Annotated in this window: 14 protein-coding genes; 10 read left to right on the top strand and 4 right to left on the bottom strand. The window is 46.1% G+C overall.

Annotation, left to right across the window (positions count from 1 at the left end; translation table 11 throughout):
• Positions 1-59 precede the first annotated feature (59 nt).
• Positions 60-1,094 (bottom strand): rod shape-determining protein, encoded by a 1,035-nt coding sequence (locus X474_RS07020; RefSeq protein WP_044347760.1) that lies wholly within the window; start codon positions 1,092-1,094, stop codon positions 60-62.
• A gap of 494 nt (positions 1,095-1,588) precedes the next feature.
• Here X474_RS07020 and rpmH point away from each other — a divergent pair, with 494 nt between their 5' ends.
• From rpmH to trmFO, 8 genes are all read left to right on the top strand, one after another.
• Positions 1,589-1,723, top strand: coding sequence for a 50S ribosomal protein L34 (gene rpmH, locus X474_RS25535; protein ID WP_082464205.1), 135 nt, complete (start codon positions 1,589-1,591; stop codon positions 1,721-1,723).
• An 18-nt stretch (positions 1,724-1,741) separates the two neighbouring features.
• Positions 1,742-2,131, top strand: a complete 390-nt coding sequence (gene rnpA, locus X474_RS07010; protein WP_197282011.1) for a ribonuclease P protein component — start codon at positions 1,742-1,744, stop codon at positions 2,129-2,131.
• Positions 2,131-2,328 (top strand): membrane protein insertion efficiency factor YidD, encoded by a 198-nt coding sequence (gene yidD, locus X474_RS25530; RefSeq protein WP_082464223.1) that lies wholly within the window; start codon positions 2,131-2,133, stop codon positions 2,326-2,328. Before rnpA ends, yidD begins: the two co-directional genes overlap by 1 nt.
• Before the next feature lie 40 nt (positions 2,329-2,368).
• Entirely contained in the window at positions 2,369-4,012 is a 1,644-nt protein-coding gene (gene yidC / locus X474_RS07005; protein WP_044347756.1) for a membrane protein insertase YidC, read from the top strand.
• A 4-nt stretch (positions 4,013-4,016) separates the two neighbouring features.
• Complete coding sequence (jag, locus tag X474_RS07000; RefSeq protein WP_044347754.1) at positions 4,017-4,814, top strand: RNA-binding cell elongation regulator Jag/EloR; 798 nt, start codon at positions 4,017-4,019, stop codon at positions 4,812-4,814.
• A 73-nt stretch (positions 4,815-4,887) separates the two neighbouring features.
• Complete coding sequence (gene mnmE / locus X474_RS06995) at positions 4,888-6,333, top strand: tRNA uridine-5-carboxymethylaminomethyl(34) synthesis GTPase MnmE (RefSeq protein ID WP_044347752.1); 1,446 nt, start codon at positions 4,888-4,890, stop codon at positions 6,331-6,333.
• Positions 6,334-6,335: 2 nt separating this feature from the next.
• The gene (gene rsmG / locus X474_RS06990) at positions 6,336-6,971 is read left to right on the top strand and encodes a 16S rRNA (guanine(527)-N(7))-methyltransferase RsmG (protein ID WP_052514959.1); all 636 of its coding nucleotides are present in this window, start codon (positions 6,336-6,338) and stop codon (positions 6,969-6,971) included.
• 84 nt (positions 6,972-7,055) lie between these two features.
• On the top strand, positions 7,056-8,366 hold the full coding sequence (gene trmFO, locus X474_RS06985) for a methylenetetrahydrofolate--tRNA-(uracil(54)-C(5))-methyltransferase (FADH(2)-oxidizing) TrmFO (RefSeq protein WP_044347750.1): 1,311 nt from the start codon (positions 7,056-7,058) through the stop codon (positions 8,364-8,366).
• Positions 8,367-8,465: 99 nt separating this feature from the next.
• Here the strand turns inward: trmFO and rimO are convergent, their stop codons facing one another.
• Both rimO and X474_RS06975 read right to left on the bottom strand, forming a co-directional pair.
• On the bottom strand, positions 8,466-9,785 hold the full coding sequence (gene rimO, locus X474_RS06980) for a 30S ribosomal protein S12 methylthiotransferase RimO (RefSeq protein ID WP_044347749.1): 1,320 nt from the start codon (positions 9,783-9,785) through the stop codon (positions 8,466-8,468).
• Positions 9,775-10,692 carry a PP-loop family protein gene (locus X474_RS06975; RefSeq protein WP_052514958.1) on the bottom strand — a complete coding sequence of 306 codons (918 nt, stop codon included), beginning with the start codon at positions 10,690-10,692 and terminating at the stop codon, positions 9,775-9,777. The genes rimO and X474_RS06975 overlap by 11 nt, the downstream gene beginning before the upstream one ends.
• 648 nt (positions 10,693-11,340) lie before the next feature.
• On the opposite strand from X474_RS06975, the gene X474_RS06970 reads away from it, so the two are divergent.
• Positions 11,341-12,423 carry a sigma-70 family RNA polymerase sigma factor gene (locus tag X474_RS06970; protein WP_044347748.1) on the top strand — a complete coding sequence of 361 codons (1,083 nt, stop codon included), beginning with the start codon at positions 11,341-11,343 and terminating at the stop codon, positions 12,421-12,423.
• 133 nt (positions 12,424-12,556) lie between these two features.
• Positions 12,557-14,944, top strand: coding sequence for a DNA topoisomerase (ATP-hydrolyzing) subunit B (gene gyrB / locus X474_RS06965; protein WP_044347746.1), 2,388 nt, complete (start codon positions 12,557-12,559; stop codon positions 14,942-14,944).
• Between the two features lie 98 nt (positions 14,945-15,042).
• On the opposite strand, the gene dnaN is transcribed toward gyrB, so the two are convergent.
• Complete coding sequence (gene dnaN, locus X474_RS06960; protein WP_044347744.1) at positions 15,043-16,158, bottom strand: DNA polymerase III subunit beta; 1,116 nt, start codon at positions 16,156-16,158, stop codon at positions 15,043-15,045.
• Positions 16,159-16,417: the final 259 nt, after the last annotated feature.

The raw sequence follows: 16,417 nt of genomic DNA, 5'->3' as shown, positions 1-16,417 counted from the left end.
ACCACAGAAATCAAGGGATCCGCGATGAGTCCAGCCTCAGAGGAATTCCGCAAAGAAGGCTATTTAATCTTGACTTCTCTGAGTAGCGCCAGATCGTCAAGAGCCTTGCCCGAACCCAACACCACTGTGGAGAGAGGGTCTTCGGTAATAGTGATGGGCAATCCGGTTTGCTCGCTCAAAAGAACATTGAGCCCTTTCAACAAGGCCCCGCCTCCGGTGAGTACAATTCCCTGATCCACAATATCAGCCGCCAATTCCGGCGGTGTCTGTTCCAGGGCGATCTTGACCGTCTCCACTATGGCGTCTATCTGCTCGGAGATGGAATGCCTCACCTCTTCGGAATCAATCGTCAAGGTCTTGGGAATTCCGGTTATCAGGTCCCGGCCCTTGACCTCAAGGGTGTCGACTTCCTCGGTGGGGCAGGCATTGCCGATGGTGGTCTTGATCATCTCGGCGGTGCGCTCGCCAATCAACAGATTGTGCTTGCGTTTTATATGCTGAAGGATGGACTCGTCCATCTTGTCTCCGCCTACCCTGACGCTCTTGGAATAGACAATACCGGCGAGGCTTATCACCGCCACCTCGGTAGTGCCGCCCCCGATATCCACCACCATGTTGCTGGTGGGTTCGGTGATGGGCAGCCCTGCGCCAATAGCGGCGGCCATGGGCTCTTCCATGAGGAAAACCTCGCGAGCGCCTGCGCTCTCGGCGCTTTCCCGCACAGCCCTCTTCTCAACCTGGGTTATGCCGGAAGGCACGCTTATCACGATTCTGGGTCTTATAAGGTTACGCCTTTGATGCACTTTGCGGATAAAGTGCCTCAACATGGCCTGAGTCACTTCAAAATCGGCAATAACCCCATCTTTCATGGGGCGGATGGCGGTAATATTTCCCGGTGTGCGGCCCAACATCAATTTGGCCTCTTTGCCTACGGCCATGACCTTTTGACCGGCCCTTCCGTCTTGGCGAACCGCGACAACACTTGGTTCGCTGAGCACGATCCCCTTGCCCTTGACAAATACCAGGGTATTGGCCGTGCCCAAATCAATCGCCATATCGTTGGAAAAAATTCCCAGGATAGGGTCTAACAGCATCCGATGCTTCCTTCGGGTAATTCTTTTGTGGATGGACAACAGAGTTCTTCTGCGATCAAACTACCAGACGCTTGACCACCAGGCAAGACATCTTACACAAGGTCAGCCATTTATATTAAAAATAACCTTACAGGCGGAACTATGGAATAATATTATTTTTTACTAACCACAAGAATAGTTATCATAATTTTGTCATATGGGTTGCACCGGATTTCAAAAAGGTTATGATTTCAAATTAACGACATCTACAGGCCAGGAGAAATCCTCCCATGGCCAGTTGACAACAGGCAAAGCATGTGATTTACTTCGAGGTTCAATAAAAGTACCTGGCAGTAGTGTGTCTTGTTTTTTTGCAAGAATTATCTACTTGTTTTTTTTATTAAAAGGTCAATTGGACCGTGCGCGCTTCGTAAATCGCAGGCGTTTTTTTACAAGCCCGGTAAAGGCCCGGCCGGTTAAGCCTGCCACAGACTACGAGCAAGGAGAATTTAAAAATGAAGCGAACCTTTCAGCCCAGCAACACCAAAAGGCGCAGAACTCATGGCTTTCTTGTCCGCAGCCGCAGCAAAAGCGGAAAAGCGGTTATTCGCCGCCGTAGAGCACGTGGACGCGCCAGGTTGGCCGTGTAATCAGGGGACGTTTTAGCCGTGACCCCGGAAAGACACCTATTTCCCAAAGGGGCACGGCTTAAAAAGCGCCCTGACTTTCTCAGAATGAACAAAGAAGCCAAAAGGCTTCATTCCAGGCACCTGGTCATTCTATGGAAAGAAAATTCTTCTGTTGCAACCAGACTGGGGATCACCATCACCCGCAAAGTAGCCGGTGCAGTGGGGAGAAACCACTTCAAGCGCCGTGTGCGGGAGGCATTCCGTCTGGGCGGAGACAAGATCCCCCAAGGATTGGACTTGGTGGTGATTGGCAAGAGGAATTCTGCGCTCTTGACCCAGAGGCAAATAGCAGAAGAAATGTATCAGGCTCTTTCCCAACTAGCTCGCAAGAGGGTCCTGGGAGAACCCACCCAAAGTGGCCCGTTCTAATAGCCAAATTTTTTATAAGAGCATATCAGATTACGCTATCCGGCATCCTCGGGGGACAATGCCGATTTTACCCCACCTGCTCCCAATATGCGCTGGACGCATTGGACAAGTACGGTTTTTGGCGTGGTATCGGCAAAGCTATTCTTAGAATCCTGAAATGCAATCCACTACATCCCGGGGGATACGATCCAGCCTGATCTTAATACCTCACGATGTGATCCAAGAGGTCAATGAAAAATGAATGACACAACAAGACTTATTCTGGCAATTGTTTTGAGCGGCGGCCTTTTGCTCGCCTACCAGACCTTCATGACCAACCCCCAACCGCCCGCTCAACAAACCGCTCAGGTGGAGCAAAGCGTAAAAAAAGAAAAAGCCGCGGCTGAACCCCAGACCGCCCAGATGAAAACCCCGGCTGCTCCTACGGCCCCCGCACCCGAACCCCTCACCAAAGCCAGGGAAATCATCGTGGAAAACCAGGTTGCCACCCTGGTATTCAGCGCGCGTGGCGGAGCTTTGAAAAAAGTCATCCTTAAAAAATACTACAATCAACCAGGGGAAAAGGGCGGCAACCTGGTCATGCTGGATCTCAAAGAAAACCAACAGCTCTCCTTGGGAACCATCATCCCCAAACTGGCCCCTCAGTTGAACAAGCGTATTTTCACCGCAGATAAGGATTCACTGGTCGTGGGAAAGGACGGCCAGGCCAGCCTGGTATTCACCTATCGCACCGAGTATTTTGAAATTCAAAAGAAATACACCTTTAGAAGCGATAAATACGATTATGATCTTGATCTCAGTGTTAAAAACCTGACCAACGCACCCTTTGAGATAGCCCCTGAAATGATCCTGACAGGCAACTCACCCAAGGATAAGGCCAATGCCTATTCTTTCTCAGGCGCGGAAGTCTGGATGAACAAGGGCCTGGAAGAATTGGATAAAGGCGATCTTGAGGATAAGCCGGTTCTTACAGGAGACATTTCCTGGACCACTATCAACATTCCCTACTTCATGAGCGGCCTGGTTCCCACCACCAAAGACATCTCCGAAAAAAGAACCGTACGGGGCACGACCCAAGACCAGATCATGACCACCGTTCTTTTGGAAGCCGCAGCAACTGTTCAGCCTAACCAAAGCACCAGCTACCAATACCTGGTTTACACCGGCCCGAGGGATCTGGACATTCTGGAACCTCTGGGACACGACCTGGCCAATGCCATTGATTTTGGCTGGTTCGATATCCTGGCCAAACCCATGTTGGTCCTTTTGAACCTGCTCTACGGATGGATTGGCAACTATGGTGTGGCCATCATCATCATAACCTTGCTCACCAAAATCGTATTCTGGCCCCTGGCCAGAAAGAGCTACAAATCTATGAAGGCCATGCAGTCCTTGCAGCCCCAGATCATGAAAATCAGGGAAAAATACAAGGGCGACAAGCAGCGCATGAATCAGGAAGTCATGGGCCTTTATAAAACCTACAAAATAAATCCCATGGGCGGCTGCCTGCCTATGGTAGTCCAAATACCTGTTTTTATTGCATTTTATAAAGTTCTTGGCGGCTCAATCGAACTTCGCCACGCACCTTTCATGCTCTGGATCAACGATCTGTCTGCCCCGGATCGTTTGATGATCGGATTTGACATTCCTTATGTTGGCGGATTACCAGTGCTCACCCTGCTGATGGGCGCCTCCATGTTCCTGCAGCAGAAAATGACCCCGACCCCTGGTGATCCTGCCCAAGCCAAAATGATGCTTTTAATGCCGGTTGTCTTCACCTTCATGTTTATCAGCTTCCCTTCCGGCTTGGTTCTCTATTGGCTGGTAAACAACGTTCTGGGTATTGCGCAACAGTATATGACTAATAAGGGCAAGGCATAACGAAATGGAATCAAAAGAATTTACCGCAAAAACTACTGAAGAGGCGGTCCGTCTGGCTAGCGAATATTTCAACCTTCCTTTGGGTAGACTCAAAGTCGAGGTCATTAACGCAGGCTCCAACGGCATACTCGGCTTGTTCGGTAAGAAAAAGGCCAAGATTCTGGCAACTCCTACTGATGCCAACAGCACCAGTATGGAAGTCCGGGAAGTCATGAGGGAGCTGACTGGCGAAGAAACCTCTAAACCATCCCCAAACAGGCAAGCTTCCAGAACTTACACCAATCAGGGGAGCAATGACAGGCATGGGGAGACGCCCAGCGAGGAAGGCAAAACCACCCCTCAACCGGAAAGTCCGGAAGTTTTAGAATCTGCTCGCCAAGTACTGGTTCGTCTGGTTGACCCTCTGGATGCAGATGCCAATATTATTGGCGAAAGCACTCAATACTCCATTGAACTCAAAATAGACAGCCATGAGATCGGCATCCTTATCGGCCGCAGAGGTCAGACCCTGGAGGCGCTGCAATACCTCACAACCAGGATTGTAAGCCACCAGGAAGGACGTCCGGTTCGCATCAACGTAGATGCCGGCGATTACAGAAAAAGACGGGTTGAATCACTACAGGAGCTGGCCTCCAGAATGGCATCCAAGGCCCGAGGCACCCGCAGGCCTGTGGCAATAGGCCCTTTCAATGCCCAGGAAAGGCGCATTGTTCACCTTGCCTTGCGCAATGAAAGAGGGTTAAGCACCTCTTCCAGGGGCAGGGGCGAGGTCAAAAAGGTCATCATCAGCCCGCGTTATTAGGATTATGAGCCCCCGCCGCGCTTTAAAAGCGCGGCGGGGGTCTGGCAGGAGATAAAGGCGCCGGCCTTTATAGATGACTGTGCAAAAATATAATCAAGCAGATCAAACGGGCCACAGGCCCCTCACCGCCGACCCATCCAACCCTGACACCATTGCCGCTATTTCAACCCCTCAGGGAGCAGGGGGAATATCAGTGGTTCGCATATCCGGACCAGATGCACTCGCCACGGGTAAGGCTCTTTTCGAACCGCAAGCCAAATCCCCTGACTGGGAACCCAAACCCAGATTTATGCATCTTGGATTTGCCCTTGAATACAATAGCGGGGAACGACTTGACCAGGTTTTGTTAACCTTTTTCCCTGGTCCGGCTTCCTATACAACCGAAGATGTGGTTGAGATCCATTGTCATGGCGGCTCAGCCCTGGCCAAACGTATTTTGGAACAAACCTTGAATTTAAATTGCAGGGTGGCCAGGGCCGGGGAATTTACCCTTAGAGCCTATCTGGGCGGAAGAATCGATCTGAGCCAGGCTGAGGCCATAAGTGATCTTATATCTTCAAACACCCAGGCCGAAGCACGCATAGCCCTTTCTGTACTGCAAGGTAAAATGGGCCATGATCTGGATTATATTCGCAACTCCCTGATAAACTGTGCGGCCGAAATAGAAGCCAGCATTGATTTTGACGACGATGTAACTGGTATTGACCACTCGAATCTCGCATTTATGCTTGAATCTTCCGTTTTAAAGCCTTTAAACGTACTTATAAAGAACCGCAACAAATGGCTCCCCTATCGGGACGGCATCAGGCTATCTTTATGCGGAAAACCTAATGCAGGTAAATCAAGCCTTTTTAACGCCATTCTTGGCTACGAAAGGGCTATCGTTTCAAATCTGCCGGGAACCACCAGGGACAGCCTTGAAGAAGCTTGTATCATCTCGGGAATTACCTGCCGTTTCGCTGATACGGCAGGCCTAGGCACACCTCAGGATGAAGTTGAAGCTGAGGGCATAAAAAGAGCCTATTCCCAGGTTGAAGCCAGCGACCTGACAATCTTGGTCCTAGACAGGTCCCAGCCTCTCACAGACATGGATCGTCATATCCTTCAAAAAACCCGGAATACCAAGCGCATCATAGCCGTTTCAAAGTGTGATCTAACCCCGGCCTGGGATCTTGATGTTTTACGTGAAACAAATTCTCCCATTACTAAAATAAGTTCCAAAACCCTTTTAGGTTTCGATAAATTTTTAGATAAATTGACTGAGCTGATAACCAACGGTCAACCAGAACCCGTTCCGGGGCAGACCGTAGTAAACCAAAGACATGCCGATTGCCTTAATGCTGCCAACCTACAGGTTGCAAAAGCCCTTAACATAATAAGGAACCATGGGGCCAGCTATGAAGAGCTGATCAGTCTTCATTTGGAAGAGGCTCTTCATTTTCTCTCCCAAATCGATGGCCAGGTTCTTGATGATCAGGTAATTGATGCTGTCTTCAGCAATTTTTGTGTTGGTAAGTAACCATGCAAAATTTAACTTATCCCGAACTGGCTCGGGAGGCGCAATCCATATGCCCTGATCTGAACACCCCCGTCTTTTCTTGCCTTGAATTATTGATCTTGGAACTTCTCAAGTGGAACAAGGTGCACAATCTCACTGGTCATAAATTTTACAAAAACGCTTACAGGGATTTAATTCTCGATGGATTATGCCTTACTAAATGGGTTTTAGGCGACTCTCTGTTGGATATTGGCTCCGGAGCAGGTTTTCCCGGTCTGGTTCTCGCCATCGCCCTACCCCAACTAAAAGTAACTCTGCTTGAACCCAGGGCTAAAAGGGTTAGTTTTCAAAGACATGTATGCCGTCTACTGGAGTTGGAAAACCGGGTTACCTCATTGGCTAAAAGAAGCGACCAGATTGAAGTTCCCACTTTTTACGACACTATTACTTTACGCGCTGTTACATCTATCACGGAATCTATGAATATGGCCCAGCCATTCAGAAAAAAAACAACAACTCTTTTACTACCCAGATCTACAAAAGATATTTCTGAGGCCCAAGAATTAGGACTAAATTTCGTGACCTATTACCCATATACTAAACTGGGCCCTAGAATTTTAATTGTAGATCCCAGACCTTCGGGTCAACGTTTCACGTGAAACATTGACCCGAAGGTCTGTAAATTACAAACTAAAATCACTTTTGTTTATTTTTTTTCAATAAGTAAGATTGAACCACACCAGATGAAAAATGTAGTCAAAATTATAGGTGCGGGTCTGGCAGGGTGTGAAGCCGCTTTATTCCTGGCCGACCATGGTGTTAAGACAATTTTATATGACACCAAGCCGGATCATTTTTCACCGGCTCACAAATCACCTAATCTGGCCGAATTGGTTTGCTCAAATTCCTTGCGTTCAGCAGAACCAACCAGTGCTGTGGGTCTCTTAAAACAAGAGATGCTGATGCTTGGTTCCAAATTTATGGATTGCGCCCTTAAGACCAAGGTGCCGGCCGGAAAGGCATTGGCTGTGAATAGAGATGCTTTTTCTCTTTGCCTGACAAAGGCAATTCAAAGCCATCCCAATATTGAATTCAAAACTGAAGAATGGAAAAAAATACCTGATAAGGGGATTGTTATATTGGCGACCGGTCCTTTAACCACCCCTGCCCTGCTTGACTCCCTCTCTTCCGTAACCACTTCTGAGGGATTGCATTTTTATGATGCCATATCTCCAGTTATTGAAACCGATACTATAGATTCGGCTAATTCATATTGGAAGGATCGCTGGGACGACCAATCAAAAGGTGATTATCTTAATTGTCCCTTGACCAAAGAGGAATATGACCTTTTTTATGATGAATTGATCAAGGCCGAACAAGTTCCCTTGCATGATTTTGAGGAGCCCCGTTTTTTTGAAGGTTGTTTACCAATTGAGGTAATGGCGGCCAGGGGGTATAAGACATTACTTTTTGGTCCCATGAAACCTGTCGGCCTATGGCAGCCGGGTGCGGACCAAAAACCTTATGCAGTGGTCCAGTTGCGTAAGGAAAATTCAGAGGGTAGTGCCCTAAATATAGTGGGTTTTCAGACAAAACTCTCATATCCTGAACAAAAAAGAGTTCTTTCCCTGATTCCTGCCTTGAAAAACGCTAATTTTCTTCGTTTTGGGTCTATCCACAGAAATACTTTTGTGGATGCTCCCAGAGTTTTAGACTGTTTTATTCGCTTAAAAGGCAGAGCACATCTATTTCTTGCGGGACAGATATCAGGAATTGAAGGTTATGTGGAATCTGCGGCCACAGGCTTACTGGTGGGATTCAACGTTCTTAGATTACTACAAAAAAAGAACCTTGTCATACCTCCACCCACCACAGCCATGGGTTCTTTGATCACTCATTTAACCAACCTGGAAACCAAAGACTTCCAGCCATCGAATGTTAATTTTGGCCTTTTTCCCAAACTAGTCGAACGGCATACGAAAAAGGAAAGAAAACAAAAATACGCTGAAAGGGCAATGACAGACCTGAAAAGATGGTTGGAACTCTTGAAGTAGAACATTAATTTGTCACATAAAATCATATAGTTAATATAATAAAAGGGCTGGAAAATTGTTTCCTCCGGCCCTTTTTATTCTATTTTATAAGCCATTTATTCAGGTGATATGACCTTCCAGATCGTAATCAAAAGAATCGACTATTCTACATTCAGCTATCTCGCCCGGTTCAGCCTTACATTCTGTTATTATCAATTCACCATCAACATCCGGCGCCTGTGACCATAGCCTGCCATGCCAGACAAGATCTGACTCCGGGTGGGGTCCCAAAACCAGCGCACTTTCCATGTTGTCGACCCGTTCAGCCAGCTTTGCTTTACTTATTTCCTTTTGTTGTGCCATAACGGCCTCTTCTCTTTTTAAAGCAATTTCTCTTGGTATCTGTTTCATCCTGGCGCTGGGGGTGCCTTCTTCAGCTTGGTAGTGAAAACAACCCAAATGATCAAACCTGGCCTCAGCTAAAAATTCAAGTAGTTGATTGAATTCCTCTTCACCTTCTCCAGGATGCCCTACCATAACCGTAGCTCTTAGAGTAAATTTGGGGTAAGTATCTGATATCTTATTCAATATGTTTCTTATATCTGCTTCGATTTTCCTTCGTCCCATATTTTTCACCACTTTTTCGGCGACGTGTTGGATAGGTAAATCAAAATAAGGAAGAACCTTGGAATACTTGGCCGGGGCATTTATTAGGTTTTCGGATATGGTCTCTGGATTTAAATAATGCATCCTAACCCAGGCAATATTTTCGATTTTCTCAATTTGTTCAAGAAGATATGCAAGGTTATATTTAAATTTGACATCTTTGCCATAATCAGTGAGGTCCTGTGCAACCAGGTTTATTTCTTTTATTCCCTTTTGGGCAAAACACTCAATTTCTTTAAGAATACTTTCCGGATTACGAGAAATTAATGGCCCTTTTATGGAAGGAATAGTACAAAATCTACATTTATTTGCACAACCTTCAGCTATTTTTACATATGCCCAACCTGGGCCGGTGGTAGGCATCCTTTGGCTGTAGCCTTTTAAAAGAGTGCTGTCCACCTTTGGTTTTGATTCGGCTAAACCGCTTTCCCCTGCGTCTAAAATTTCTTTGAGCCTGCCAAGTCCAGCTGGAGATATGAAAAGATCTACTTCTGGAAGGTTCTCAACGAGGCTTTCGCCATACCTACCCACCATGCACCCTATAACCACTAATCTCTGACCTTCTGTTTTCATCTGTCCCAGGTCAAGAATGGCTTCTAAGGATTCAGAAACAGCTTCTTCAATAAATCCGCAGGTATTCACCAATATAATATTGGCTTCCCTTGGTCCGGAGGTCATTTCGTAGCCGGTATTTTCCAGTTCACTGGCCAGTACTTCCGAGTCAACCAAATTCTTGGGGCAACCCAAGGTAAGGATCATGGCTTTATTTTTCATTTAATCTGTCCTTGGCCTTGGAAATGAGTCCACAGGCAGAGCATATTTTCATACGTGTTGGAAAACCGCAGATCTCACAACGATTTTCCGGAGTATCTTCACTTGGTCCACCATTGGTTTTTAAATAGCCAAAATATAAATTCCTCTTAATTCCCGGCATGTTATCTTCTAGTTGATGTAAAGCGGAACCATAGTAATGCAAAGTTGCTCCCCTGGATCTCGGGCAATCATCCTTGAGGTACGGTAATTTTTTAATTCTGGCGTATGTCTTTATCTCGTAATTATCCAGACGAATAAGGGGTTTGATTTTTTTAGGAAGTATGCCTTCCGTTTCCGGCAACACTGGCCAGGTGCGTTTAATATAATCGTTTCTTTGATAAATCAGGTTTCCCAAAAGCCTGGAGGCTTCATCATCCAAATTGTGGCCGGAACAGACTACATTTAGATTATTATCCCTGACATAACGATTCATCACATGTCGTTTTATGGTTCCACAGACTGAACAGAACTGCCTGTGGCTGCCCCTGACTACATCTATGATATTAAGCCCAACATACTCTTTGACCTTTACTATTTCTACTGGTCTGCCGAGCTGCTCAGCCATTGCAAGACAGGCGTTGGCTGAAGCAACACTGAAGTCTTCCAATCCCAAGTCAAGATGAAAGGCTCTGGTTTCAATTCCCATCTCCGTCAGTGCCTGCCAGAGAGCCAAAGAATCCTTCCCCCCGCTTACTCCAAGCCCAATACGGGATTCAAGGTTGATCATATTAAACTTTTTTAAGGCCTTTTCCACCTGTCTTTTGAAATAGAATTCAAAGCAATCAGTACACAAGCGTAGATTATGGGATGGCATGCGTATGGTGGCCTCTCCCTTACAGCGTGTACATTTCATGGTGTTTTTGCCCATTTTATTCTCTCTTTAAATGCCGATATTCACATTAGGTGTAGCGCTTAATCTAGAATTTCCAAGTGATCACTCTTATGGATTCCCGGATCAAGTAAAAAACAACCCCGGCCTTACCGTTTTGGTATGCCAGGGGTGATTTATGCCCGTTTTACCTGGTTCTTAGGGGCCGGCCTCCACAGCCGTTAAAATAAACCAATTTTTAAATTTAAAAATATATAATATTTTTAATTAGTTAAAATAATAATTAATCTTAAACTACTTAAACCTGAATTAATTTTAATACAACCATACCACTTGAGTGGTTTTTTGCCGATTCCACTCTGTCTGGAAAAAATCTTGACATATTAGGTTGAAATAATTTATCATGAAATGATGAGTTAGTTGGGCTGGCCGAATTGGTTGTACGGCTAGCCATTTTTTTTCCGGCTGGATGTTTTGCCTTTCAGCCTATCATAACCAAAGAGTCATTGCCACCGCTCAGGAGGAGTGATGAAACATTATTAATGTCATTCCTTTTTATACTGCCGATTAAGGTAGACTGCGATTTTTTGCACATCTTTTTTCTAAAATTTGCGGCTTTAGTTTAAATAGTGCTTACCTTATGAAAAATACCCTTGGCTGGGTTTGCAACATAAGGAGACGAAACGAATGGCCAAGGTAGCTGATGAAAGGTCCGCGGACCTTAGTTTAGATACACCCGTCACCTATTTTAAAGAGGTGGAAGGCAGAGGTCTGCTTACTCCAGAAAGGGAGCTGAGTCTGGGTAAAACCATCCAGGAAGGCAGATCTGTGATCCTTAACCGCAGCCTTTTGATAATGCGCCGTTTCGATGAATCTTCCGACACCTGTTTTCGTATAGAAACCTGGCTCGAAGATTCCCACAAGTCCCCTCTTTCCGTTGAGGATGTAATGAGCGAGGCCAAGGCTGTGGTGGGGGTTTGTGTCAAGAAATTAAAGAGAAACAAAGAAGTTCAAAGATTGGTCCAGGAAATCGACGCCGCCAGGCGCGAAGTTGAAAAGGCCACCAAAGAAATGGTGGAAGCCAATCTGCGTTTGGCTGTTTCCATTGCCAAAAAATATACTTTTCGCGGCCTTTCCTTTGCCGACCTTATCCAGGAAGGTAATATAGGCCTTATGAAAGCGGTAAATCGTTATGATTATAAAACCGGTTACCGCTTCAGCACCTTTGCTTCCTGGTGGATACGTCAAACCATAAGCCGTGCCATATACGATCAGGCGCGCACTATCCGCATCCCAATCCACCTTTTAGAACTCAGATCCAAATATTTTCGAGTCTATTATAGTCTTTACAAAGAGTTGGGTCGGGAGCCTTCTGCCAAAGAAGTTGCTGAAAAAGTTGGAATTGATGAGACAAAAGTTAAGGAATTGGTAAACTTGACTCTGGATTCCACTTCCCTGGAAACGCCGGTTGGTGACGATGGCGACGAGTTGGGTGATTTTATTGAAAACACGGATTCAGAATGCCCAATAGAGAGGGTGGAAGAATCTGAGATGCACACTCATCTTTCCGAAGCATTGGAAGGGTTGGATGCCAGAGAAAGAAAAATCCTTGAGATGCGCTTTGGGTTGGGTAACCAAGATGAGCATACCTTAGAACAAGTAGGCAAGGTTTTTGCTCTTTCCCGGGAAAGGGTTCGTCAGATCGAAAAAAAGGCGCTGCAGCGCCTAAGACATCCCCAGTGGCGGAACATACTGGAAGAACATGTCTGACTTTCCCTTTTAGTCTATTTATCGTGCCGGAAGTGTTTTGCCTTAAAAGGCATAAATTTAGTTGCACTTCCGGCATTCCTCTGTTTAATTAATCCAGTTGAATTGCATATTTTCTCTTTTGGAGACCTCATATATGGAACAATCCGCCAACACTTATACTGCTGACAAAATCAAAATTCTTGAAGGTCTGGAAGCGGTGCGCAAGCGCCCGGCCATGTACATCGGTTCAACCGGACCGGATGGACTTCATCACCTGGTTTATGAGGTAGTTGATAACTCAGTAGACGAGGCCATGGCCAAAGTCTGCGAAGATATTGAAGTCACCATTCATTCAGATAATTCGGTAACGGTATGTGACGATGGTCGAGGCATACCTGTTGATATGCATCCCACGGAAAAGGTTCCGGCCGTTCAGGTGGTTATGACAAAACTGCATGCCGGCGGCAAATTCGATGGCAAGGCTTATAAGGTTTCCGGCGGCCTCCATGGTGTTGGCGTAAGCGTGGTGAATGCCCTTTCCGAATGGATGGAAGTGGAAATTTCCAGAGACGGACAGGTCTATAGCCAGAAGTATGCCCACGGCGTTCCCGTTAATAAACTGAACGTTATCGGCACCAGCACCTCTTCCGGCACCAAGGTTACTTTCAAACCCGATTCCGAGATATTTGAAGATACGGTTTTTTCATTTGAGGTCCTGGCCGGCAGGTTGCGGGAACTGAGTTTTCTTAACCGCGGCCTGAAGATTACCCTGTATGACGAACGGGACGAAAAGGAATCGGTTTTTTATTACAAAGGCGGTATAAGCGAATTTGTGGAGTTCTTAAGCCGCAAATCACAGCCGCTTCATTCTAAACCGGTTTATCTTTCCGGTGAAAAAGATATGCTACAGGTAGAAATAGCCCTGCGTTGGACTGATGCCTATAATGAGCGAATATTTAGTTTTGCCAATAATATCAATACAAGAGAAGGTGGCACTCATTTGACCGGCCTCAGGGCGGCGCTCACCAGGACAATAAACCAGTACATTGGCCAGAACCTGCCTAAAATTAAATTCTCCCCTTCCGGTGAAGATGTAAGGGAAGGTATTACCGGCGTCATCAGTATACGCATCCCCGACCCGCAGTTCGAAGGTCAAACAAAGATGAAGCTGGGCAATTCAGAAGTCAAGGGCCTGGTGGAACAGTTGGTTTATGACCAGTTGGGGACTTTCTTGGAAGAAAATCCTCCAGTTGCCAAGAAAATTGTTTCCAAGGTAACAGATGCTGCCCGGGCCAGGGAAGCTGCGCGCAAGGCCAGGGATCTGGTGCGTAGAAAAGGCGTGCTGAGTGAACATCGCCTGCCCGGCAAATTGGCCGACTGCTCTCAAAATGATCCATCAACCGCAGAACTTTTCCTGGTAGAGGGAGATTCGGCCGGTGGTTCAGCCAAACAGGCGCGTGATCGCAGATTCCAGGCTATTTTGCCTTTAAAGGGTAAAATTTTGAACGTGGAAAAGGCTCGTTTCCATAAGATGTTGGAAAATGCCGAAGTCCGCACCCTTATAACAGCCATGGGTACTGGAATCGGAGCTGATGATTTTGATATCGAAAAAACAAGGTATCATAAAATCATAATCATGACAGACGCAGATGTGGATGGTAGCCATATCCGCACCCTCTTGCTCACCTTCTTCTTCCGTCAAATGCCGGAGTTGGTTGAAAAGGGATATCTTTATATAGCCCAACCTCCTCTGTTCCTGATGACGGACGGTAAGAAAAAGAACTACATCAAAGACGAAGTCACCATGCGTAAGTTCCTTTTGGATCGCGCCTGCTCCGGGGTGTCTTTGAATATTCCCGCCAAGGAACAAACAGTTACCGGCCAACGCCTGGTTAACATGATGGAAAAACTCTCCGATTATCTGGAGGACTTTACCAAGCTTAAGCATAGGGGCATCCCTGTTGAGGCCTTGGAAGGGTTATTAAGGGCGAGGGTTTGTTCAAAAACCACTTTCAGCGACAAATCCAAAACCGAAGATCTGGCTAACCTCTTGGCCGAACAGGGGCTTTTGGTTAATACCATCTCTTTTGATGAAGAACATAGTCTTTATGAAATTTCGGTCACCTCTCAAGGTGATGCCAGACATACGGCTGTCATATCATGGTCGCTTATTTCCGGCGCCGATTATATGAAGCTTCTTTCAACCTACACTGCCCTGTCAGGCCTGGAAGAAGGTCCCTATGTGGTAAGTAAAAATTCCACGACCGACGAAATCCCCGATGCCCAGGATCTTTTGACAAAGCTCTTGAATCAGGGAGCCAAGGGGCTTCATCTACAGAGGTATAAAGGTCTTGGTGAAATGAACCCGGATCAACTCTGGGAAACCACAATGGATCCTGAGAAGCGCACCCTCTTACAGGTAAAGGTGGAGGACGTGGTCATAGCAGACGAGATGTTCACCACCCTTATGGGTGACTCGGTTGAACCAAGGCGCGACTTTATATTTGAGAACGCCTTGGATGTCAGAGCACTAGACGTATAATATTTTTTTAAAGTAAAAGTAAATCAACAAGGCCGGATTGAGACTTACTCAACCCGGCCTTGTTGTATCTATACTATATAGAGATATTTTTAAAAGTCTTAAAGCCTCATCGGCATAACCACGCTAAGGTATCCTGGATCCCCTTCGCCTGATACTAAACAAGGGTTTTGTTCATCAATAAAGGCAAGGGAAATTTCTTCGGACTTCATGGCATTGCAAATATCCAAAAAATATTTGGCGTTAAAGCCAACCTTGAGAGTTGCCCCATCATAGTCCATTTCCAATGATTCGCTGGCTTTGCCTAGTTCCGGATTCTGGCTTTGAACTTCAAGCAATCCTTCCTTGAACTCCAAGGCTACTCCCTGAAAACGATCGGTAGCCAATAAAGCAACCCTTTTCAAGACGTCACTAAAGGCTTGTCTATTGACGAATGCTTTATTCTGGGTATTTTTAGGAATAACCACTTCATAGTCAGGGAAAGCGCCTTCTTGCATGCGCAAGATTAATTTTACTTCGTTTTTACTCACGTATGCGCTTTCTTTACTTAGACCAAGGACAATATCCCCACCCTCTTCGCAAAGCTTTCTAATTTCACTGACACCTTTACGCGGGATAATGACGCCTTTGCTAAGTCCGAATTCCTCCATGCCGTCTACTTGCTTGTCAATCAGGGACAGACGGTGTCCATCTGTGGCTACGCATCTCAGGGCCGGTCCATCCGGCATTTGGAATTTTTCCACATACAGGCCGGCCAAATTGAATCTGGTGTCTTCCTGACTAATGGCAAACATTGTTTTTTCAATGGCCTCTTGCAGGATTTTGGCCTCTACAGTGAGTTCAAAGGCATCTGTGACTTCCGGGAAGGCGGGAAATTCATCGGCGGCTATACCCACCAGTTCAAAATTGGCCCGGGCGCCGGAGATATGCAGATAGGAATTTTCTTTTTCTTTGAGATAGATCTCTTCGGCGGGAAGCTCCTTTACTATCTCGAAAAGTTTTCGGGCCGGCACCGTGGTGCTGCCCTGGGTTTGAACCCTGGCCGGATAGGATCCTTCAAAACTGGTCTCAAGATCGGAAGCCCTCATGATTATCTTGTCCTCTCTGGCGTCCAAAAGAACGTTAGAGAGGATCGGCATAGCTGTTCTCTTTTCAACTACAGCTTGAGATCTGGCTAGTCCCTTGACCAGATCTTCTTTGCGAACAGAAAATTCCATAGTGATTTCTCCTGGATGGGCTTCAGTTTAAAGTAAAGTTCTCTTTTTGATTTGGAAAGGGCCTCTGATCCTGCATGCTTTCAGTCTTTGTGACCTTGGTACAGAAGACGGCCGCTTTGTTGTTTTTCGGCTCTTTTATTTCTTTAATATATTAATCAGATAAAATAATCCATAATCATAAAGAGTGGTGAAAAGTTGAAAAGTCATCTAACTCTTTTAAATCTAAGCTTAATTTTCTTACTGAATTATTAACCAAATC

This window comes from Dethiosulfatarculus sandiegensis, from assembly GCF_000931935.2.
Lineage (GTDB): Bacteria > Desulfobacterota > Desulfarculia > Desulfarculales > Desulfarculaceae > Dethiosulfatarculus > Dethiosulfatarculus sandiegensis.
The sequence above is the reverse complement of the archived record's forward strand: the minus strand, read 5'-3'. Positions and strand labels throughout refer to the sequence as shown.